21 protein-coding genes are annotated in these 20,023 nt (G+C 70.4%); 11 read left to right on the top strand and 10 right to left on the bottom strand.

The window, feature by feature from the left end; all coding sequences use genetic code 11:
• The first annotated feature begins 128 nt into the window (after nt 1–128).
• Nucleotides 129–956 (top strand): helix-turn-helix domain-containing protein, encoded by an 828-nt coding sequence (locus tag GA0070216_RS21040; protein WP_091248855.1) that lies wholly within the window; start codon nt 129–131, stop codon nt 954–956.
• An 8-nt stretch (nt 957–964) separates the two neighbouring features.
• Nucleotides 965–1,159, top strand: a complete 195-nt coding sequence (locus GA0070216_RS21035) for a DUF397 domain-containing protein (protein ID WP_091248851.1) — start codon at nt 965–967, stop codon at nt 1,157–1,159.
• Nucleotides 1,160–1,414: 255 nt separating this feature from the next.
• On the opposite strand, the gene GA0070216_RS21030 is transcribed toward GA0070216_RS21035, so the two are convergent.
• The 3 genes from GA0070216_RS21030 to GA0070216_RS21020 all read right to left on the bottom strand — a co-directional run bounded on the left by GA0070216_RS21030 (nt 1,415) and on the right by GA0070216_RS21020 (nt 3,093).
• Entirely contained in the window at nt 1,415–1,819 is a 405-nt protein-coding gene (locus tag GA0070216_RS21030) for a type II toxin-antitoxin system VapC family toxin (protein ID WP_091248847.1), read from the bottom strand.
• Entirely contained in the window at nt 1,816–2,013 is a 198-nt protein-coding gene (locus GA0070216_RS21025) for a hypothetical protein (protein ID WP_091249301.1), read from the bottom strand. The genes GA0070216_RS21030 and GA0070216_RS21025 overlap by 4 nt, the downstream gene beginning before the upstream one ends.
• 270 nt (nt 2,014–2,283) lie before the next feature.
• A complete protein-coding gene (locus tag GA0070216_RS21020; RefSeq protein WP_091248843.1) occupies nt 2,284–3,093 on the bottom strand; it encodes a pectate lyase in 810 nt (269 codons plus the stop codon).
• A 602-nt stretch (nt 3,094–3,695) separates the two neighbouring features.
• Between GA0070216_RS21020 and GA0070216_RS21015 the strand changes: the two genes are divergently transcribed.
• From GA0070216_RS21015 to GA0070216_RS21005, 3 genes are read left to right on the top strand one after another with little or no spacing between them, the layout of a single operon-like run.
• On the top strand, nt 3,696–4,457 hold the full coding sequence (locus GA0070216_RS21015) for an ABC transporter ATP-binding protein (RefSeq protein WP_425413174.1): 762 nt from the start codon (nt 3,696–3,698) through the stop codon (nt 4,455–4,457).
• Entirely contained in the window at nt 4,454–5,740 is a 1,287-nt protein-coding gene (locus GA0070216_RS21010; RefSeq protein WP_091248839.1) for a hypothetical protein, read from the top strand. Before GA0070216_RS21015 ends, GA0070216_RS21010 begins: the two co-directional genes overlap by 4 nt.
• Entirely contained in the window at nt 5,737–6,336 is a 600-nt protein-coding gene (locus GA0070216_RS21005; RefSeq protein ID WP_091248836.1) for a hypothetical protein, read from the top strand. The genes GA0070216_RS21010 and GA0070216_RS21005 overlap by 4 nt, the downstream gene beginning before the upstream one ends.
• Before the next feature lie 447 nt (nt 6,337–6,783).
• Here GA0070216_RS21005 and GA0070216_RS20995 read toward each other — a convergent pair whose 3' ends face one another.
• The 4 genes from GA0070216_RS20995 to GA0070216_RS20980 form a co-directional block, all read right to left on the bottom strand.
• Nucleotides 6,784–7,503 (bottom strand): CDP-alcohol phosphatidyltransferase family protein, encoded by a 720-nt coding sequence (locus GA0070216_RS20995; protein ID WP_091248832.1) that lies wholly within the window; start codon nt 7,501–7,503, stop codon nt 6,784–6,786.
• Nucleotides 7,478–8,545 (bottom strand): iron-containing alcohol dehydrogenase family protein, encoded by a 1,068-nt coding sequence (locus GA0070216_RS20990; RefSeq protein WP_091248829.1) that lies wholly within the window; start codon nt 8,543–8,545, stop codon nt 7,478–7,480. The genes GA0070216_RS20995 and GA0070216_RS20990 overlap by 26 nt, the downstream gene beginning before the upstream one ends.
• Nucleotides 8,533–9,264: a phosphocholine cytidylyltransferase family protein gene (locus tag GA0070216_RS20985; protein WP_091248825.1), complete on the bottom strand. Its 732-nt coding sequence runs from the start codon at nt 9,262–9,264 to the stop codon at nt 8,533–8,535. Before GA0070216_RS20985 ends, GA0070216_RS20990 begins: the two co-directional genes overlap by 13 nt.
• A 199-nt stretch (nt 9,265–9,463) precedes the next feature.
• The gene (locus tag GA0070216_RS20980; RefSeq protein WP_245722620.1) at nt 9,464–10,273 is read right to left on the bottom strand and encodes a helix-turn-helix domain-containing protein; all 810 of its coding nucleotides are present in this window, start codon (nt 10,271–10,273) and stop codon (nt 9,464–9,466) included.
• 227 nt (nt 10,274–10,500) lie between these two features.
• Here GA0070216_RS20980 and GA0070216_RS20975 point away from each other — a divergent pair, with 227 nt between their 5' ends.
• Together GA0070216_RS20975 and corA are read left to right on the top strand one after the other, a co-directional pair.
• Entirely contained in the window at nt 10,501–11,595 is a 1,095-nt protein-coding gene (locus tag GA0070216_RS20975) for an aminotransferase-like domain-containing protein (RefSeq protein WP_091248821.1), read from the top strand.
• A 415-nt stretch (nt 11,596–12,010) separates the two neighbouring features.
• Nucleotides 12,011–13,159 carry a magnesium/cobalt transporter CorA gene (gene corA / locus GA0070216_RS20970; RefSeq protein ID WP_091248818.1) on the top strand — a complete coding sequence of 383 codons (1,149 nt, stop codon included), beginning with the start codon at nt 12,011–12,013 and terminating at the stop codon, nt 13,157–13,159.
• 31 nt (nt 13,160–13,190) lie between these two features.
• Here the strand turns inward: corA and GA0070216_RS20965 are convergent, their stop codons facing one another.
• Nucleotides 13,191–14,105: a polysaccharide deacetylase family protein gene (locus tag GA0070216_RS20965; protein ID WP_091248816.1), complete on the bottom strand. Its 915-nt coding sequence runs from the start codon at nt 14,103–14,105 to the stop codon at nt 13,191–13,193.
• Nucleotides 14,106–14,335: 230 nt separating this feature from the next.
• Nucleotides 14,336–15,199 (bottom strand): hypothetical protein, encoded by an 864-nt coding sequence (locus GA0070216_RS20960; RefSeq protein ID WP_091248715.1) that lies wholly within the window; start codon nt 15,197–15,199, stop codon nt 14,336–14,338.
• 84 nt (nt 15,200–15,283) lie between these two features.
• Between GA0070216_RS20960 and GA0070216_RS20955 the strand changes: the two genes are divergently transcribed.
• Together GA0070216_RS20955 and GA0070216_RS20950 are read left to right on the top strand one after the other, a co-directional pair.
• Entirely contained in the window at nt 15,284–15,814 is a 531-nt protein-coding gene (locus tag GA0070216_RS20955; protein ID WP_091248712.1) for a peptidylprolyl isomerase, read from the top strand.
• Nucleotides 15,815–15,841: 27 nt separating this feature from the next.
• Entirely contained in the window at nt 15,842–16,789 is a 948-nt protein-coding gene (locus tag GA0070216_RS20950) for a rhomboid family intramembrane serine protease (RefSeq protein ID WP_091248707.1), read from the top strand.
• On the opposite strand, the gene GA0070216_RS20945 is transcribed toward GA0070216_RS20950, so the two are convergent.
• On the bottom strand, nt 16,790–17,215 hold the full coding sequence (locus tag GA0070216_RS20945) for a PH domain-containing protein (RefSeq protein ID WP_091249292.1): 426 nt from the start codon (nt 17,213–17,215) through the stop codon (nt 16,790–16,792).
• A 120-nt stretch (nt 17,216–17,335) separates the two neighbouring features.
• Between GA0070216_RS20945 and GA0070216_RS20940 the strand changes: the two genes are divergently transcribed.
• Entirely contained in the window at nt 17,336–18,508 is a 1,173-nt protein-coding gene (locus GA0070216_RS20940) for a thiolase family protein (RefSeq protein WP_091248704.1), read from the top strand.
• A 253-nt stretch (nt 18,509–18,761) separates the two neighbouring features.
• Nucleotides 18,762–19,751 carry an aminoglycoside phosphotransferase family protein gene (locus GA0070216_RS20935; RefSeq protein WP_245722619.1) on the top strand — a complete coding sequence of 330 codons (990 nt, stop codon included), beginning with the start codon at nt 18,762–18,764 and terminating at the stop codon, nt 19,749–19,751.
• Nucleotides 19,752–20,023 lie beyond the last annotated feature (272 nt).

Raw genomic sequence — 20,023 nt, 5'->3', positions numbered from 1 at the left:
GATCTCCCGAGATTGTCTCTGGTTCCCTAATTTAGGAACCTAAAAACAGATGCTAGGAGCTGATCCCTGATTTGGGAACCCACGGCGTGTCGCCGGAGCGTGGGCGGGAAGGGCGGGATACTCGCCGGATGGTCACCCCGACGATCCAGCGACGTCGCCTCGGCAACGCCCTCCGACGAGCCCGCGAGGCGGCCGGCAAGAGTCAGGACGAGGCGGCGGAGGTCATCGACTCCGCATCGAGCAAGGTCAGCCGGATGGAGCTGGGTCAGTCCGGCATCCGGCTGACGGACCTGAAGCTGCTGCTCGACTTCTACGGCGTGTCGGCCGAGGAGGCCGAACCGCTACGGGAACTCGCCCGCGCCGGCAGGCAGCGTGGGCGGTGGAGCGGGTACCGCAATGTGGTGCCGGACTGGTTCCGGCAGTACCTCGACCTGGAGGCGGACGCGGCGGAGATCCGCTGGTACCAGTCCGAGGTCATCCCCGGCATCCTCCAGACCGAGCCCTACATCCGGGCGATCATCGACAGAGATGACGTGGAGCGGCAGGTCGAGGTGCGCCTCGAACGACAGAAGGTCATCGACCGCCCGGACGGGCCGGAACTGAACTTCATCCTCAGCGAGTCGGCCCTCCGGCGAAACCTCGGCGACCGGGCGACGATGCGGGATCAGCTGTCCCAGCTCGCTGCGCTTGCCGACCGCCCGAACGTCACGATCCAGGTGTTTCCGCTGGATGCCGAGACGTATGTCGTTTCCTCGTTCAGCTTCATCCTCCTCCGATTCGGGGAGGAAGTCGCCTCGGACGTCGTCTACCTGGAGACGTTCACGGACGCGGATTACCTCGACAGCCCCGAGGCGCTCCGGGCCTACAATCGGCACTGGGACCGTCTCCGGGCTGCGGCCTTGGGGCCAGTGGAGTCCCGCAGGCTCATCCTGCGGATTGCAGGCGAGATGAAGTAGAGGCTGACATGTCGAACCCGGACCTCACCGGCGCGGTGTGGCGGAAGTCCACCCGCAGCGACGGCAACGGCGGCGCGTGTGTCGAGGTGGCTGACCTGCGCAGCGGGGTGGCCGTCCGGGACAGCAAGGACAGGTCCGGCCCTGCCCTGGCCTTCGACGCCCAGGGCTGGCGCGCCTTCGTCGACTCCCTCAAGAGCAACTGATGCTGCCCTCGTACCCACTGCGGCAGTGACCTGCCCCGGCTCCCGTCTCGGGAGCCGGGGCACGCTGTGTGCGGACGAACCGCCGCCCGAGAGCTGAGCGGCAAGCCTGTGGGCCGAAGTAGCGGTATCCCGTCGCGGCCGACACCCCAACTTCGCCCCAACTGAGTCGATCAAGGTGGGTGCGGCGGTCGAAGACGCCCAAGGCGCATCTGGGCCCGACCCGGTTTGACGGACATCCCGCTTCCGCACCGGAAGCTAGGAGACGTCGAAGAGCCGGAGGCCGTCGTACTCGGCGAAGTCGGCGTAGTCCTTGTCATTGAAGGTCGCCAGCGGCAGCCGATCGACGAGACAGCACGCCGCGATCCAGGAGTCATTCGTCGGCCGGGGCCGCCCGCGATGTTGCGCCCGAGCCTGAAGATGACCCCAGGTCGTCGCCACCGCCTCGTCGAAGGGGAGCAGCACCACACCGGATCGCCACTGCGCGAGGTCGGCCAGCTTGCGTGGCCCCCAACTCCTCAGCGCAGTCCACTTGGTCAGCTCCCCGAGCGTGACGAATGTGATGCACAGGGTCTTACCGACCAGTCGGGTGCGGAGCCTGTCGTGTAGCCGGCCGCGCAGAATGGCCGACGCGACGTCGGTGTCCAGGACTACCAGGCTCACGCGGCGCTGGCCCGGCGGGAGGCATACAGATCAGCGAGAAAGTCGTCCAGCTCGTCGTCGGACTCGAATAGGCCCGGTCGTGCGAGGTCGTCGACGGAGGCGATTGGCCGGACACCCTGGCGACGGGCCATCTCCTCGGCCGGTACGTGCTCAGCGGTCGGCCATTCAGGCATCTGCTCGGCGCTGCTCGACATCACGGCTCACCTCCTGCGTCTTGGAACGTCGCCTATTCTCGCACCTCTGACGTCCAGGCGTCCGCATGTCACGGCCAACTGTCATTCGTCTTCCGTCACACCTTCCGCAGCTGTGACCTGCCCTGTTCTCGTGGGCGACAAGCTGGCGGCCCGCTCGCTGGGGCGTCGGTGCTAGCGACGGCGACGGGCCGCGCACGCCCACCTGGGTGCGTGCGCGGCCCGCCTCGGCTGTGGCCGAACGTCGATGCCGGACCCTACTTGCAGCCGGCTCTACCTGTAGACGATGTTCGACGACGTGTACTTGCAGTACGTGCCGTCGGGGCCGCTGCCGGTCTTGACGGGTTCGGCACCGGAGCTGTTGCCCGTGTAGCGGTCGCAGATGGAGATCTTCCGGCTGCTGTCGCCATAGATGGTGATGCCCGAGAAGGTCGCGGTGTCGCCGTAGTTGGTGTTGATGCCGGCGAGCGACTTGCCGGGGGCGGTCACCGTGACGTTCTGGATGACGACGGTCCGCTTGTACTGGGTCGAGCAGTTGCCGCACGACCGGTACAGCTTGCCGAAGTTGCTGACGTCGAAGTTCTTGATGGTCAGCTTGCCGCCGCCGTTGTGCTGGAACACCTTGTCCGAGGCGGACCGGGCACCACCGCCGTCGACCGTGTAGTTCGCCGACGAGCCGCCCCTGAAGGTGGCGGCGTCCTCGCCGACGTCCTCCCACCACACGTTGATCAGCGTGCAGGTGCCCTTGCAGTGGATGCCGTCGGCGGCCGGCGAACCGATGATCACGTTCTTGATCGTCGCGCCGTCGGCCAGTTCGAGGATTGGCTTCTGGCTCTCGCTCTGGCCGCCGTCGCCCATCGCGCCGCCGGCCTTGAAGCGCACCAGGCCGTAGTCCTTGGTGCCGCTGACCGACTGGGTGCTGGTCACGGTGGTGGTGCTCTTGGCCGTGGGCCAGGTGGCGGCCTGGGCGCCGGTCTGGGTCACGGCCAGGCCGGCGGCGACCAGGCCGACGGTGGCGAGCGGCACCAGGGCGAGTCGCCACCGCCGGTGGCGTGGCGTCGCGCCGTTCTCACGTGTGCTCACGTGGTCCTCCGAATGGCTCAAGGGACGGGGGTGGTGGCGGACAAGGACCCACCCTGACGGGGCGCTCGTCAGCGAACCGCCACCAGCAGGAAAGCGCTTGCCCAGGAGCCTCACAGTACGACATGCGTCGATGCTACGGAAGGGGTCGGCCGCAAGAAGACCGTGACTCCCGCCCTCTGAGTGTCCGCAGCTTCTTGGCGAAGTCGTCTCTGCCGGGGGCCTGCGTGTCGCTCTCATGTTGCCCATTGCCGCAGCATGAGCGGGCGACGCGTAGCCGTGACGCCCAGAGGCGATCGGCAATGTCCGCCTGAGCCGTCATCCGCTTCATGTCGAAGCGGTCATCGCCCGCGTGATGCGCGGGCCGACAAGCCGCTCAGCCAAGGAGAGGGGGGCCGAAGGCTGCCGGTGGTTTCCGCCTCCGGCGCTCGGCCCCGCTACGCGTTCAGAAGCGTCATCTACATGATTACCGATCTGTTCAGGCGGGATGACGTGCGAGAATCGTCTCCTATGTGCGCTAGCAGCAACCCACCTCGCGGGCCAGGCCCCCGCCGCGAGGTGGGGGCTGCCGGCGGCCTTGCCACGTCGGCTAGAAGTAGGGAAGAGTGTTGAGCGTCATAGTCGAAGGTAACCGGCTCGGGCAGCGGTACGGGAAGAACTGGGTAATCAGAGACCTTAGTTTCTCCGTCCCCAAAGGTGTCTCCGTTCTGCTGGGTCCGAACGGTGCCGGCAAGACGACGCTTCTCGAGATGATCGCTACGATCAGGAAGCCGGCGGCAGGGGCGTTGTCGGTTGTTGGAGCGTCGGCCACACGTGCGGCGGAGATTCGTGATATTCGTCGCCGGACGGGATACCTGCCGCAGTTCTTTGGCTTTTTTCCTGGATTCACGGCACAGGAGTTCGTGGAGTACTGCGCCTGGTTGAAGGCCGTTCCCAACAAGTATATCGTGAAGCTCTCCCGTGAGGCGCTGAGTCGAGTAGGTCTGGAGGACCGTGCATCACAGACCATGCGGACCCTGTCCGGTGGAATGCTCCGGCGCGTCGGTATCGCACAAGCGGTGGTTCACTCGCCCGAATTGGTTATCCTCGACGAGCCAACAGTTGGTCTCGACCCCCAGCAGCGGATCGAGTTCAGGGCGCTCATCCGCGTTCTGAGCGATCAGACGAGCTTTCTGGTCAGTACGCACCTTGTGGACGAGGTCCAGCACGTTGCCGACCGGGTGCTGGTACTCAGCGACGGGCAAATCTCTTTCGACGGCTCCGCCGACGAGCTGAGTGCTAAGTCGCACGACGACGCGATCGGCGACACGGTCCTGGAGCGCGGCTATAGCGCGGTGCTGAGCGCGGGCGGGCGGCCGACGCCGTGATCGCCTTCCGGCACGAACTGCGGCACAGCGTCGCCCTGCTGGCGTTTCCCATTGTTATTTTCGCCCACTGCGCGCTCGCCGTTCAGTGGCTGTGGCCGTCAACCAACATATGGTTGAACATGACCTCGGCAATGGTCGGCGCATCGATGCTGTCCGGCCCACTAATCGCCGGACTGGCAGCCTGGATTGCGACGCGCGAGCACCGTAGGAATGCGGCGTACCTGCGTATGGGTGCGGCCCGGGGCGTGCTGGCCGCGCCGGCACTGGAGTGGGCAACCATCGTGCTCGTCGCTGCCGCCTCCTACGTCACGGTAGCGGTGGTTCTCGGCGTAAAGACTGCCCTGGGCGCCACTGCGGGCGCGCCGAATCTCGTCTGGCTCTCGGTCGGGCTGATCGCTCTCGTTCTCATCGCAACGGTCGGTTACCTGTGCGGTCGACTATTCCCCAGGGTGTGGACCCCGCCGACGGTCGCCCTAATTTCCTACCTGTACTTCGCCTGGAATCTTCGGCACGCTGGAACCCCCTGGTCCTACCTGTCGCCGGTCACCATGCAGCAAGTCAGTATCTTCCGCCCGATGAACAATCTGCTCATTGTCGGACAGGGGCTGTGGTATCTCGCGCTCATCGCGCTCGCTGCGGGAATACTGGCTATCGTGCTCAAGGGGGGTCTACGAACAGCCCCACTGCTGACGATGATCGCGGCCCTCATTGTTGCATCAGTATCCGCTGGTGTGGTGCTTCGTCAGCATGGGCGTATTCTGGGCGAGCCTGAGAAGATAGCCTACCGCTGTTCCCGGACCACGCCTCAGATTTGCATTCACCCGGCTTTCGGCGATGGGCTTCCGCGGTTGACGACAATTTTTGTCGAACTTCACGAGAAGGTTCAGGGAACCCCTGCCGACTTCGTCCGGGTCGAGCAACTCCCGCGAGACGTGGCCATGCAGCCCCGACCGGGCGCAAATCGCTTCGCCCTCGACAGCCTCTCCGAGGCGGATATGCGCGGTGCGGTTTCCGAATATCTGGACGGTATCGGAATTGGGGGCTTCGCCTGCGTTGGCCGCCAGGCGGCCAACGGCAGCAGTTTTGCCAACATCGAAATCGTTCGTGCGTGGCTGAGCAACGATATGAGACAGTTCTTTGGTGATGACGCCGCAGTCGCCCGACTCACCTGGTTCACCAAAATCGGCGAGGCCGGTCGTCGGGCCTGGTTCGCCAGGAACTACGCTTCAATCCAGGCATGCCGGCTGAGTGACAACGTCTTTACCGGTGAGGGTGATCGGTGATCGGAATATTGCTGTATCTTCGTAGCCGCCGCGTGCTTGCCGCCGCGGCGGCGGTGATAGTCGCCCAAGCCGCCGGCCTCGTCGTCGGTGCATCGGAATTCCGGACGAGTTCCTACACCGAGCTTGCTGTTCCCTGGGTCGTCTTTCTGCCGCTCGTCTCCTCGGTGGCTATCGGCGTGTCGTTGCGCACGCCTTCCCCCGAGATCGACGGTTCTGCCGTTCGCGCACTGGCCTGGTACCGGACAGCGCAAGCCGCTGCTCTTGGATCAGTCGCGCTGCTCGGGACGATCGGCATGACCCAGCATCTGAACGGCCCGATCGGCATGACGGCATCTGTCCGCAACCTCGTCGGGTTCACCGGGCTCGCCCTGGTTTCGGCAGCGCTCATGGGGGCTCGCCTCTCTTGGCTACTTCCGGTCGCGTCGGCGATGACCGCCATGACCATCGGCAGCCCCGTCAACACCGGTTTCGCGTGGGACTGGCCTGTGCGGGTGGACCATGACTACTCAGCTTCCGTCACAGCGTTCATCCTCCTATTGGCCGGCGCGATCGCCCTTCTTCGGGTAGGTCCGCGAGAGGTGAACCGTGACCGATAGGCCAATCTCTCGTCGATCGACCCGCTTAAGTGACAGCAGTTTATCCGATCAGGATCTCGGCGTCGGGTAGTGACGCCACCAGATAGACGGCCTCCCGTGTGCGCTTGCCGGCCGCCGTGCGAGTACGGGTGATCCGGACGGCCTGCTGGGCGTGGGGGAAGCCGATACCATCGGGAAGTCTGCACGGTCAACGCCTTGACGGTCCGGGTCTCACGACAGCCGTGCCCGGCGTCGCGGTGTTGGTCCCCGACCGGCACATCTGCCCACGGCAGCCGCGTCAGTGGGGCGAACAACGTCGGCTGGTTGGCCTTGACCATCATGGTCCCACGGGCCAGTCAGGCCGCGTGACTGAAACTGTCACCTATCAGTGCAGCAGACCCCCTCTGATGCGTCTTATTGCCACCTGAAGAACGATCCCGGCACAAGTTGGTGACCGCCCATTCCCCTCTACAGCGAGGCGCGGGCGGAGAAGGCGATGCTGGCCAGCAGGAATCCGCCGTTCACGATCGTGAACGCCACGATCACCCAGAACACCAGCGCGGGCACGACCATCAGCACCAGCCCGGCCACGAAGATCACCGCGCCGTAGTCGCGGACCAGCTTGACCAGGCGTACCGGCAGCGAGGTCGAGGTGACCATGCTGGCCGCGTTGGGGCCGGCCTGCATCACCGAGGTCACCAGGTTGACCATCCAGGTGCCGGCGAAGGTGGCGATCAGCCAGGTCGGGGTGCTCGGGCGCTGCGCCACGGCGGTGGCCGACAACGCGGCGACCAGGGCGATCTGGGCGGCCACGTCGCAGAGCACGTCGACCCGGGCCCCCGCCGCGCTGCCCTGGCCGGTCACCCGGGCGAGCTGCCCGTCGGCGCAGTCGAGGGCGTACGCGACCTGCCAGCCGACCAGCGCGACCAGCCCGACCACCCACGCCGGCACGGTGCCGGCGGCGACCCGGCCGGCGAGCGCCACTACGGTCACCGAGGCGGCCAGGCCGAGCACCAGGTTGGTGATGGTCAGCGCGGTCGGGCGCAGCCCGAGGCGCTGGGCGACCAGGGCGAAGACGGCACCCAGCCACTGGCTGACCGACTCGCTGAACAGGCCGCCGCCCCGGTTCACCCGGTGGAAGTCGGCAACGGTGGGACGGGGTTCAGCCACTGTGGTCGCGGAGTGCACCGGCGTAGTCTGCCAGCCGCTCCCGCGTCTCGGTAACCGACATGGCCAGGTGCTCCAGGATGGTGTACCGGTCGGGGCGGGTGGCCGGGGCGAACTGCACCGCCTCGACGAACTGCTCGTCGGTCAGCCCCACGTCGGCGGGCAGCCGGGGCAGCCGGTGCCGGCCCAGGCAGGCCGACATCTCCGCGAAGCGCCGCTGGTCGCCGCGCAGGTAGGTGCAGAACAGCGCGCCGAGCCCGGCCAGCTCGCCGTGCGACGAGGTGCCCGGGAAGAGGGCGTCGATGGCGTGCATGATCTCGTGGCAGCCGCCGCTGGCCGGTCGGCTGCTGCCGCAGACCGCCATCGCCAGGCCGCTGGAGATCAGCGCCTCGGCCAGCACCGTGACGAACGCGTCGTCGGTCATGTCGCCGCCGTGCGCGAGCACCGCCTCCGCGCCCATCCGGGCCAGCGAGGCGGCCAGGCCGTCGACCGGTTCGCCGCGTACCTGGCGGGCCAGTTCCCAGTCGGCCAGGGCGCTGATGTTGCTGATCACGTCGCCGATGCCGGCCCGGTTGTGCTGGTCCGGGCCGGCCGCCACGAAGTCGAGGTCGACGATCACCGCGATCGGGATGTGCACCCCGTAGGAGCCCTTGATGCCGCCGTTGATCAGGCTGGCCACCGGGGAGGCGATGCCGTCGTTGGCGAGGCTGGTCGCCATGGTCACCATCGGCAGCCCGCGCCGGGTGGCCGCGTACTTCGCCACGTCGATGGTCTTGCCGCCGCCGATGCCGACCACCGCGTCGTACGACCGCTCGCGGAGCTTGCCGCCCAGCTCGTCGGCGGCGTCGAGGGTGCCGCCGGCCACGGTGAACACGTCCGCCGAGCGCAGCGAGGGCCGGATCAGCTCGGCGATCTGCCCGCCCTGCCCGGGGCCGACCACCACCGCCACGTCGCCGCCGGCGGAGATCCGCCCGTCGGCGAGGATCGCGGCCAGGTCGGCGACCGCCCCGCGCCGCACGTCGATGTGCAGCGGGGTCAGGATGGTACGGGCTAGTAGCGGCACGCGATCTCCCGCGCCCGGGTCAGGTCGTCGTGGTTGTCGACCTCGACCCAGGAGACGTCCCCGATCGGCGCGGCCCGCACCTCGCCACCCCGGTCGGCGAACTCCTGGTAGCCGTCCTCGTAGTAGAGGTTCGGGTCCCGCCGCCAGGTCGCCTCCAGCGCGTCGGCGAGCGCCCCGGCCACCTGCGGCTCGATCAGCGTCGCGCCGATGTACTCCCCGTACGCCTCGCCCGGGTCCATCAGCTTGGTGATCCGGGTGAGCTGGCCGGCGGCGTCGAAGGTGGTCTTCATCTCCTCGTCGGCCAGCGTCTTGAGGGTGTCGACGGCGAGCAGGATGCCCGGACCGCGCTCGGCCAGCAGGGTCTTCTCCACGCTCACCGGGTGCACGGTGTCGCCGTTGACCAGCAGCACGCCCCGGGCGAAGTGCTCCCGGGCCAGCCACAGCGAGTAGGCGTTGTTCCACTCCTCGGCCTTGTCGTTGTGCACCAGGGTGAGGGTGACGCCGTACTTCTCCTCCAGGGCCGACTGCCGCTGCACGACCGCGTCGGCGGCGTAGCCGACCACGATCACGATCTCGGTGAGCCCCACCTCGGCCAGGTTGCGCAGCGCGATGTCCAGGATGGTGGTCTCACCGTCCACCGGCACCAACGCCTTGGGCAGGGTGTCGGTGTACGGGCGCAGTCGGCGCCCCGCACCGGCCGCGAGCACCATCCCGATCATGCGGGGCCTCCCTCGTACGACTCCAGGTCACCGTTCCAGGTCACCGTTCCAGGTCACCGTGGAGGATAGCCGTGCGTCACCGGGCAGCCGCCGCCAACCGGGAGTTCAGCCGGGGAGCGCGGGTCGGGCGGGCGGGGGAGTCAGCCGGCAGTGCGGGAGTTCAGCGGGCATTCGGGAGCGCAGCCGGGCCGGGCGGGGTTCAGCCGGGCAGGGCGGCCAGGTCGGCGAGCACGCCCAGCCGCTCGTCCGCGGTCAGCGTCGAATACGGGCCGGCCGCCCGACGGTCCGTCTCCAGCTCGATGGCCCGCCGTTCCGGCCCGTCGGGCAGCTCCCCGACGCTGATGGCGGTGTGCCCGGCGGCGGTCCACGCGGCGGCGTGCGCGTCCGCCCGGTGGTACCGCAGCGTGCCGAGTCGGTTGAGCAGCAACACCCCCGACGGGATGCCGTCCGGCTCGTACGGCGGGGCCATCGCGGCGAACGCCGGCCCGGGTTCGGCCTCCGGCTCCCCGGCGAGCAGCACCGCGTACGCCAGCACCCGGCCGTACGCCTCGACCAGCCGGTGCACCCGGTCGTCGTGCCCGGCCCACAGCTCCTCGGTCACCTCGGCGTGCACCTGGTACAGCTCGGCGAGGAAGTCGACGCCCCGCTCGGTGGCGGTGAGCCCGCCGTCCGGCTGGCGGGCGATCATGCCGTGCGCGATCTGCTTGTCCAGCGCCCGCTGGCAGGTGGCCGGGTCCCGGTAGCGGTTGACCGCCGCGAAGCCCGCCCGGTCGACGGTGCCGCCCGGCACGGCGAGCCGGGTGCGGAACTCCACCAGGAAACCGGTGGCGGCCGGCCCGCCGTACCGCTGGCTCAGCTCGGCGCCGCCACCGTCGTGGCCGGCGAACATCCCGGCCACGAACGCCCGCTCGACCGCCGGGGCGACCAGCCCGGTGAACCGGTGCGGTGCCAGCTCGACGCCATCGTCCACGATCAACGCGCCGGCGCAGCGGAGGGGCTCGGTGGGCACACTTCGACAGTAGCGAGCGCCGACCGCCCGCGCCGATGTCCGGTCCCGTCCCGACCTGCACCGGAGTCGACCGGTTCGGCCCACCCTGCCCGGCGCACCGGCCGCACCTTCAGGAGGCCGCCGAGCTGGACCGCCGCCAGCGCGCCGGGGCCGACGGTCGTGCCCGCATGTTGAACTCGGCGTGTATCCCGGCCGGAGCGGCCCGGCCAGGCCCTAGGCTCGTGCGCATGACCGCCGAGCAGCTGATCTCGTTCGCCCGTGGCGCGCCCTCGCTGGACATCGTGGATGTCGAGGGGCTCAAGGCCGCCGCCGTCCGTGCCTTCGACGCCGACCCCGCCGGGGTCACCGCCTACGGCACCTCCGTCGGTTACCCACCCTTGCGGAAGTGGATCGCCGAGAAGCACGGCGTCGAGGCGGATCAGGTGCTGGTCACCAACGGCTCGCTCCAGGCCGACGCGTTCCTCTTCGACCACCTGGTCCGGCGCGGCGACGCCGTGGTGGTGGAACGTCCGACGTACGACCGGACCCTGCTCAACCTCCAGCGGATGGGCGGCGAGATCCACGGCGTGGGCATCGAGCCGGACGGCCTGGACACCGCCGAGCTGCGCAAGCTGCTGGAGTCCGGGGTACGCCCCCGACTGGCCCACGTGATCCCGAACTACCAGAACCCGGCCGGCGTGACGCTCTCCCTGGACAAGCGCCGGGAGCTGCTCGACCTCGCCGCCGAGTACGGCTTCACCATCTTCGAGGACGACCCCTACGCCGACATCCGGTTCCGGGGCGAGCCGCTGCCGTCGATGCTGTCGATGGACACCCGGGGCGTGGTGGTGCACGCGTCCAGCTTCACCAAGACCGTCTGCCCCGGGGTCCGGGTCGGTTACCTGGTCGGGCCGGCGAGCCTGATCGCGGACATCGCCAAGTCGGCGACCAGCCTCTACATCTCGCCGGGCATGGTGGCGCAGGCGATCGTGCACCAGTTCTGCGTCTCGGGTGACATCCAGCGGTCCATCGCCACGGTGTCGTCGGCGCTGGGCGAGCGGGCCGGGGTGCTGGCCGAGTCGCTGCGCCGGCACCTGCCGGAGGTCACCTTCGTCGAGCCGGACGGCGGCTACTTCCTCTGGGTGGAGTTCCCGGACGACGTGGACGTGGACCGGTTGGCTCCGGCCGCCGCCGAGCGGGGCGTCGCGGTGGTCAAGGGCAGCGACTTCATGGTCGACGGTGGGCGGCACGCGCTGCGGCTGGCCTTCTCCGCGGTGACGGCGGACCGGATCGACGAGGGCGTCCGTCGGCTGTCGGAGGCGGTGGCGGCCGTCCGCGGCTGAGAATCTGTCGGGTTTCTGACAGAAGCGCGACCTGGGCCGGTCGAGGGCTCCCCTCGGCCGGTCCGACGACCCACAATGCTGCGAGCGTTACTCACGTCTGGCCGGTGACCCGCTCAGGGCCACTGCCGCCGGGCGGTCGGTGACGCCGCAGCTTTATCCCCGCCCCCCAACGGTGCCGGGTGGGTCGGGTCGTCCCCTCACCCCCTGAACGCGGCCCGACCCGCCCGGTGCCACCACCCGGTCGGCTCCCCGTCGACCGCCTGGCCCTCGGTCGGGTTCCCACGTGACCAGGATCACGGCCGTCGTGCCTTCCGCTGCCCGTCCCGCCGCAGGGGCCGCCGATCGTCCGAGGGCTGCCGGCCCGGCGGCGGCGTAGCCTGCAAGCCGCAGCAGCACACCCGGGAGGGGGAACGCCATGACGGACCGGGCGGAACGGGAGCGGCCGGCGACACCCCACGGCGGTCGGGTGCTCAACCCCCGGGCCTGGGTGTCCCCGGTCCGGGCGATGTCCCGCATTCTCAACGCCGACGGCTCCCCCCGGACCCCCGCGCCCACCGGCCCCGGCCGCAGCGGCGTGGTCGACTGCGGCCTCTACGTCGACGGCGAACGCCGCCCCGGCCAGTGGCAGTACGCCGAGGCGCTGGCCGCCGCGCGCGACGAACGCGACGGGTTCGTCTGGCTCGGCCTGCACGAACCGGGACTGGCCGAGATGACCGCCATCGCCGCGACGTACGGGCTGCACGAGCTGGCCGTCGAGGACGCGGTGAAGGCCCAGCAGCGGCCCAAGCTGGAGCGCTTCGGCGAGGTCAGCTTCCTGGTCCTGCGTACCGCTCGGTACTGCGAGCACACCGAGCTGACCGAGACCTCCGAGGTGGTCGAGACCGGCCAGGTGATGCTCTTCATCGGCCCGAACTTCCTGATCAGCGTCCGGCACGGGGACGCCTGCCGGCTGGCCCCGGTACGGGCCGACCTGGAGGCCAAGCGGGACCTGCTGCGGCACGGGCCGTGGGCGGTGGCGTACGCGATCACCGACCGGGTGGTGGACCTCTACCTGGAGGTGGCCGACCAGCTGGAGGACGACCTCGACGTGCTGGAGGCGGACGTCTTCGACCGGCAGAGCAGCGGGCGGATCCAGCGGATCTATCAGATGAAGCGGGAGTTGGTGGAGTTCAAGCGGGCGGTGATCCCACTGCAACGGCCGCTGATGACGCTGACCGCGCAGGTGCACCGGGAGGTGCCGCAGGAGGTGCGGCGCTACTTCCGCGACGTGCAGGACCACCTCAGCCGCACCGTCGAGCAGGTCAACTCCTACGACGACCTGCTCAACTCGATCCTCCAGGCCCGGCTGGCGCAGGTCACCGTCGACCAGAACAACGACATGCGCAAGATCGCCGCCTGGGCCGGCATCGCGGCGGTCTGGACCGCGTTCGCCGGGGTCTACGGCATGAACTTCGAGAACATGCCCGAGCTGAAATGGACGTACGGCTATCCGGGCGTGCTCGCGCTGATGCTCGCCATCTCGCTGGCGCTGTACCGGTGGTTCCGCCGCAACGGCTGGCTCTGACCGCCCGGGTCGGGTCTGTGCGGGGTCCCGGTCAGTGGGCCGGGGCGGTGGCCGGGGCCGCCGCCGCCATCAGCTCGGAGACGGTGACGAACTCGAAGCCCCGCCGCCGTAGACCGGCGATCATCGCGGCCAACCCCCGGATCGCGACCAGCCGGTCCACCGGCCCGGTGTCGTGGGCGAGCAGGATCGTGCCCGGGTCACAGGATTCGACGATGTAGTCGACCAGGCCGTCCGGATTCTGGGTGAACCGGGATTCGAGCATCTGCCGGTTCCAGAGGACCACCTGGTAGCCCAGGTCGTTGGCGGCCAGCAGGGTGCTGCCGGAAAGGTGCCCGTAGGGCGGGCGGAGCAGGGTCGGCTCCCGCCCGCAGAGCCGGGTCAGCTCGTTGTGCGCCCGACCGATCGCGGTGCACGCCTGCTCGTAGGTCATCTTTGCCAGGTCCCGGTGGGCCCAGGTGTGGTTGCCGACCTCGTGACCGGCCAATCGGTGTGCCACCAGCCGGCCGTACTCACGGGCGCGGCGGCCGACCATGAAGAAGGTGGCCGGGGTGTCGGTCTGGGCGAGGATCGACAGCACCCGGGGGGTCCAGTTCGGGGCCGGACCGTCGTCGAAGGTGAGCGCGATCAACCGCCGGGTGGTGTCCACGCTCCACACCACGTCGACCCGGGACGACCGGGGCGGGGTGCTCCGGTCGGCGTGCACGGTGGCCGCGTACCCGCCGTAGACCGGCAGCTTGCTGTCGGCGGTGGCCTCGGCGTACCCGAACTCGCCGGTCAGTGTCACTCCCGCGCCGGCCAGCGCGGCGGCGGCGCCGGAGAGGACACGTCGCCGCGAGAGCGCCCGGTCGTGCTCGACCGGTCGCTCGACGAGCTGGTCGTGGGGCCCGGACGACGGAGCACTGTCGGGCTCCGGGCCTGTGAGCTCCGGGTCGTTGGTCGGCGGCATAACGAGCACTGTAGGAGCCGGCGGCCCGCCGGGTGAGCCCGGACCGGTCGGGGAGAACCCTGATCTCCCCGCCCTGACGTGGGGGTCGGGCGTCGCCGTGGCCGCAGGCGGCCGGGCCGTGGGCCGTGAATCGCGGGTTCCGGCCGGACCGGCGGCGGACGGATCTGGGCGCGGCTGCGGCGCGGGACGACCGGGGGGTCGTCACCGCGCCGCCGGCGAGGTGCGGGGGGTCAGCGACGGGTGCCGTGCTGGGCCCCGGCCTTTCCGGCGCCGAGCGCCTTGCCGAGGTCGTCGGCCGGCCGGCCGGAGACGTCGGTGGCACCCTCGGCGACCGAGGGAACCTTGTCGTTCGGGTGGATCACCGGCTTGCCGGGCGAGGTGGCGGCAGCCACGGTGGAACTGCCCACACCGGTGGCGGGCGGCGTGGCCGAGCCGGTCGGCGTGGACCCGTCGGCCGACGGGGTCTCCACCACCAGGACGTCGACCTCGTCGCGGGGAGCGTCGATGCCGGTGCCGGCCGGTACGGCGGGGGTGTCGAACCCGGGGGTGGTCCGGCTGACCGGGGCGGTCTCGATGCCCCGGGTCGGGTCGTACTCGGCCCACTCCTGCTGCTCGCGACGGCGACGTACGGCCATCGCCCCGGCCACCCCGGCCACCGTGCCGGCGACCAGCAGACCGGCGAGCATGCCGCGCGAGGTGCGCTTCTTCTTCCGGGCCTTCGGGGTCTTCGCCTTGATCTTCTTGCTCACCGCGGCCTGCTTAGCGGCGGCGGCCTTCTTGCCGGCCACCGCCTTACCGGCAGCATCGGCCTGGGCGTTGCGCACCGCCAGGGCCACCGGGGCGAGGGCCGCGACCGTCGACGCGAGGCCACTGGAAGCCCGGTCCCGCACCACGACCGCGGTCGGCGCGACCGCGCCCCGGGCCGCCTGGACCCGCGGGCCGACAGTGGCCCCGGCACCCTTCGCCGCATGCGTGGCGGCCTGCCTCAGGTGACCGATGCCCTGGTGCAGCTCCACCTTTGCCAGCTGCCCCTGGGTCTTGCGCCGCCCGATTCCAAACACGGTCCCACCTCCTGGGAGTTGTTCCTTCGTCATCCTCCACCAACGGATGCCTCCGCACTGCCAGATGGGGCACATGGGAGGATCCGCATGGAACTGACCAACGAGTGAGGAGTACCCGTGGCCGAGGCTGTCTACGCCACCTTGCACACCAACGCTGGCCCGATCCGGCTGGAGCTCTTCGGTAATCACGCTCCGAAGACGGTTCGTAACTTCGTCGACCTGGCCGAGGGCAACAAGGAATACACCGATCCCCGCACCGGTCAGCCGGGCAACGGGCCGTACTACGACGGCACCATCTCGCACCGGGTGATCAGCGGTTTCATGGTCCAGATGGGCGACCCGACCGGCACCGGCCGGGGTGGTCCGGGCTACACGTTCGCCGACGAGTTCCACCCGGAGCTGCGCTTCGACCGGCCGTACCTGCTGGCGATGGCGAACGCCGGGCCGGGCACCAACGGGTCGCAGTTCTTCATCACCGTCGGGGCGACCCCGCACCTGAACAACCGGCACACCATCTTCGGCCAGGTGGCCGACGAGCAGTCGGCGAAGGTGGTGGACTCCATCGCGAACACCCCGACCGGTCCGAGTGACCGGCCGCTGCAGGACGTGGTGATCGAGCGGGTCGAGATCGAGCGCACCGAGGCCTGATCGCGTCCGCGAGGTACCTTTGCACGCATGACTGAACGCTCCGGGCCGGCCGGCGACGCCACCGGCGGGTCGGTGCCGACCGCCCCGGTCTGCTACCGCCACTCCGACCGGGAGACGTACCTCAGGTGCTCCCGCTGCGACCGGCCGATCTGTCCGGAGTGCATGCGGGACGCCCCGGTCGGCCACCAGTGCCCGGAGTGCGTGAACGAGGGACGCCGCAGCGTACGGCCGGCGCGTACCGCCTTCGGTGGCGGTGCCGCCGGCCGTCGCGGCCTGGTCACCCGCGTCCTGATCGCCCTGAACGTGCTGGTGATGATCGTCTCGGTGCTCAGCGACCGGGGCGGCGACTCGATGATCGGCGGGTCCGGCTTCGGCGGCCTGCTCGGTGGCGGCACCCCGCTGACCCAATGGGGTTCGGTGCTCAGCTACGCCTCGTACGTGCCGTTCGGGGAGGCGCACGGCGTCGCCTCCGGTGAGTGGTACCGGCTGGTCACCGCGATGTTCCTGCACTACGGCGTGGTGCACCTGCTGCTCAACATGTGGGCGCTCTGGGTGCTGGGGCGGGAGTTGGAGGCCCTGCTCGGGCCGCTGCGCTTCCTCACCCTCTATCTGGTGGCCGGGCTCGGCGGCAACGTCGCGGCATACCTGTTCAGCAGCCCCAACACCGCGTCGGCCGGTGCCTCGACGGCGATCTTCGGACTGTTCGCGGCGGTCTTCGTGCTGATGCGCCGGCTCGGCCGGGACACCTCGGCGATCCTGCCGATCCTGGTGATCAACCTGATCTTCACCTTCACCGTGCCGGGCATCTCCATCCCGGGCCACGTCGGCGGGCTCGTGGTCGGGGCGCTGATGGCGCTGGTGCTGGCGTACGCCCCCCGGATGCGACGTTCGGTCTTCCAGGCGGCCGGCACGGCGGTCATCGTGGTGGCGCTGCTCGGCCTGGTGATCGTCCGCACCGTGATGCTGCTCGGCTGATCAGGGGCGGGCGGCCAGGACCTCCTCGGCCACCTCGGTCGGCGACGCGCCCAGGTCGGCCCGGCCGAGCAGGTGCAGGCTCTCGCCCGCGTCGATCTCCAGGGTCTCCCCGGTCAACCCGAACCGGCTGCGCCGGTCCACGGTGACCGTCTCCACCGCGTCCCACGGCAGGTGCCGCCGCCCGGCGTACCCCCGGACGACGGTGACGCCGCCGGCATCGACCGCGAGGCGGACCGGGGCGACCAGGTCGCGTACCGCCCAGCCGACCAGGCCCACGGCGGCGGCGACGGCCAGCGCCAGCGGGACCGGGTCGCCGTCGGCGAGCAGCAGCCCGAGGGCGGCCAGCCCGACCGCGCCGGCCAGCTTCACCGCCGGGACCGCCGGGGGGACCCGCCACTGGCGGGCCGGAGACGAGGGTGGATGCATCACCTCAGCATGCCAGCCCCGACCGGCTTACCCTCGCGTCGACGGCCGGCCCGCGTCGGCCGGCCCACCCTGGCGTCGACGACGTAGGATCGACGCAGCCGAAGTTACCGGGGAGTAGTCATGAGTGACGCAGTCATCGTCGGTGCGGTGCGTACCCCCGTCGGGCGACGCAAGGGTGGCCTGGCCGAGGTCCACCCGGTCGACCTCTCGGCACACGTGCTGCGCGCCCTCGCCGACCGGACCGGCATCGATCCCGGTCAGGTCGACGACGTGATCTGGGGTTGTGTGTCCCAGGTCGGCGAGCAGTCCTGGAACATCGCCCGCAACGGCGTGCTCGCCGCCGGCTGGCCCGAGTCGGTGCCCGGCACCACCCTCGACCGGCAGTGCGGCTCCAGCCAGCAGGCCCTGCACTTCGCCGCCGCGACGGTGCTCTCCGGTCAGGCCGACCTGGTGGTGGCCGGTGGTGTCGAGTCGATGACCCGGGTGCCGATGGGGTCCAGCGTCGGCGACGGCATGCCGTTCAGCGCCCGGCTCCGCGAGCGTTACCGGGGCGTCGAGGGCTTCGCCGACGACCAGCCACTGCCGTTCAACCAGGGGGTCGGTGCCGAGCTGATCGCCGCCCGCTGGCGCTTCTCCCGTAGTCAGCTCGACGAGTTCGCGCTGGCCAGCCACGAGAAGGCCGCCGCCGCGCAGGACGCCGGGGTGTTCGACCCGGAGCTTGCCCCGGTGCCGCTGGCCGACGGCGGCACCTTCACCGCCGACGAGGGCATCCGCCGGGACACCTCACTCTCGGTGCTCGGCGGGCTGAAGACCCCGTTCCGCGCCGACGGCGTGGTCACCGCCGGGTCCGCGTCGCAGATCTCCGACGGGGCCGCCGCGCTCGCCGTCACCACCAGCGAGTGGGCCAGCCGGCACGGCCTGCGCCCGCTGGCCCGGGTGCACACCGCCGTGGTCGCCGCCGACGACCCGGTCACCATGCTCACCGCCCCCATCCCGGCCACCGCGAAGGCGCTGCGCCGCGCCGGCCTGGGCATCGAGGAGATCGGTGTGTACGAGGTGAACGAGGCGTTCGCCCCGGTGCCGCTGGCCTGGCTGGCCGAGACCGAGGCCGACCCGGAGCGGCTCAACCCGCGCGGCGGCGCGATCGCGCTGGGCCACCCGCTCGGCGCGTCCGGTGCCCGGATCATGACGACGCTGCTCCAGCACATGCGGGACAACGACATCCGGTACGGCCTGCAGACCATGTGCGAGGGCGGCGGCATGGCCAACGCCACCATCCTCGAACTGCTCTAACCCCCACCTGCCCCGCCCCCACCTGCCCCGGCCCCGGCCCCGGCCACCGCCCGACCGTCGCCTGGGCCGGGCTCGCGATCAAGGTCATCACCACGGGGGCGATGTTGCGGTATCAGGGTGGCTCGATACCGCAACATCGCTCCCCTTGTCGCGGGGCCTCCCACGGGGCGGGCTGGGCGGGAGGCGGGCGGGGTCGGGGGTGGGTGGGGAAATGGCGGGCGTCGGGGCGGGTGGGTGGCCTACCCTGCGCTGCGTGACGATCACCTCCGTAGCCGCCAGCTGGGCCGACCCGCAGTGGCGGTCCGCCGCCCTCGACTGGGTCACCGGGCAACTCGGTCGGCACGGCCGCCGGGTCACCGGCCCGGTCGAGGCCCGGCTTCGCCCCTGGTCGCTGGTCTGGCGGGTGCCCACCGACGCCGGGTCGTACTGGTTCAAGGCGAACAACACCGGCACGGCGTACGAGGCGGTGCTCCTCACCGAGTTGGCCCGGCGTACCCCCGGTCGGGTGCTCGACCCGGTCGCGGTGGACACCGGACGCGGCTGGTCCCTGCTGCCCGACGGCGGTCCCACCCTGCGTGAACTGGCCGAACCCGATCCCGCCCGCTGGGTCGACGTGCTGGTGGCCTACGCCGAACTCCAGCGGGAGGCGACCTCGGCGGCGGACGAACTGGTCGCGCTCGGGGTACCCGACCAGCGGCCGGCGGCCATGCCGGGCCTCCTCGCCGACCTGCTCGACGACCGGGCCGCCCTGCTCTTAGACCTCGAGGGTGGCCTGGACGCGGCGACCCACGAGCGGTTGCGGGCGCACCTGCCGCGCTTCGCCGAGGACTGCCGACGGCTCGCCGACAGCGGCATCCCGGCCAGTGTCCAGCACGACGACCTGCACGACGGGAACGTGTTCGTCACCGCCGACGGCTACCGCTTCTTCGACTGGGGGGACTCGTCCGTCGCGCACCCGTTCGGCACCCTGCTGGTGACCCTGCGCTCGGCGGCACACACGTTCTCGCTGCCCGAGGGTGATCCGATGCTGGTCCGGTTGCGCGACGCCTATCTGGAGCCGTGGACCGACCGGCACGACCGGGCCACCCTGCGGGAGATCGCCGGGCTGGCCATGCGGGTGACCACGGTGAGCCGGGCGCTGTCCTGGCGGCGGGCCCTGGACACCACCGACCCGAGCCGCACCGAGTACGCCGACGCGGTGCCCGGCTGGCTCGGCGAACTCTTCGCCCCGATGCCCGTCTGACCGCTCGTGGTGATCGTCCCGTAGCGACCACCGTCGGAGGTGGACGGCCCGGGCGGGGTGGACACGGCGACCGGTGTCCGGGGAAGATCCCCCGGAACGCTGCGCCGCGTCCCGCCGGGCCGGCGTGCCCCAGCCCGCCGCTCGTCACCTCAGCCACGTCGACCCACCACCAGTGTCGTCAGGCCATCCCCACGGCATCCGCGACCACGTCGCCAGCGCCGTAGCCACCGCCTGCTCCGTGCCTCGGCCGGTGACGACCGGTGCGGGTACGG

It is taken from the genome of Micromonospora matsumotoense (assembly GCF_900091525.1).
GTDB lineage: Bacteria > Actinomycetota > Actinomycetes > Mycobacteriales > Micromonosporaceae > Micromonospora > Micromonospora matsumotoensis.
This window is presented reverse-complemented; position numbering and strand designations above follow the sequence as displayed.

Coding starts and splice junctions, on each gene's coding strand:
- GA0070216_RS21040 (WP_091248855.1), top strand. CDS start 129: ATGGTCACCCCGACGATCCAGCGACGTCGCCTCGGCAACGCCCTCCGA.
- GA0070216_RS21035 (WP_091248851.1), top strand. CDS start 965: ATGTCGAACCCGGACCTCACCGGCGCGGTGTGGCGGAAGTCCACCCGC.
- GA0070216_RS21025 (WP_091249301.1), bottom strand. CDS start 2,013: ATGTCGAGCAGCGCCGAGCAGATGCCTGAATGGCCGACCGCTGAGCAC.
- GA0070216_RS20985 (WP_091248825.1), bottom strand. CDS start 9,264: ATGATCGGGATGGTGCTCGCGGCCGGTGCGGGGCGCCGACTGCGCCCG.
- GA0070216_RS20975 (WP_091248821.1), top strand. CDS start 10,501: ATGACCGCCGAGCAGCTGATCTCGTTCGCCCGTGGCGCGCCCTCGCTG.
- corA (WP_091248818.1), top strand. CDS start 12,011: ATGACGGACCGGGCGGAACGGGAGCGGCCGGCGACACCCCACGGCGGT.
- GA0070216_RS20965 (WP_091248816.1), bottom strand. CDS start 14,105: ATGCCGCCGACCAACGACCCGGAGCTCACAGGCCCGGAGCCCGACAGT.
- GA0070216_RS20960 (WP_091248715.1), bottom strand. CDS start 15,199: ATGACGAAGGAACAACTCCCAGGAGGTGGGACCGTGTTTGGAATCGGG.
- GA0070216_RS20950 (WP_091248707.1), top strand. CDS start 15,842: ATGACTGAACGCTCCGGGCCGGCCGGCGACGCCACCGGCGGGTCGGTG.
- GA0070216_RS20945 (WP_091249292.1), bottom strand. CDS start 17,215: ATGCATCCACCCTCGTCTCCGGCCCGCCAGTGGCGGGTCCCCCCGGCG.
- GA0070216_RS20940 (WP_091248704.1), top strand. CDS start 17,336: ATGAGTGACGCAGTCATCGTCGGTGCGGTGCGTACCCCCGTCGGGCGA.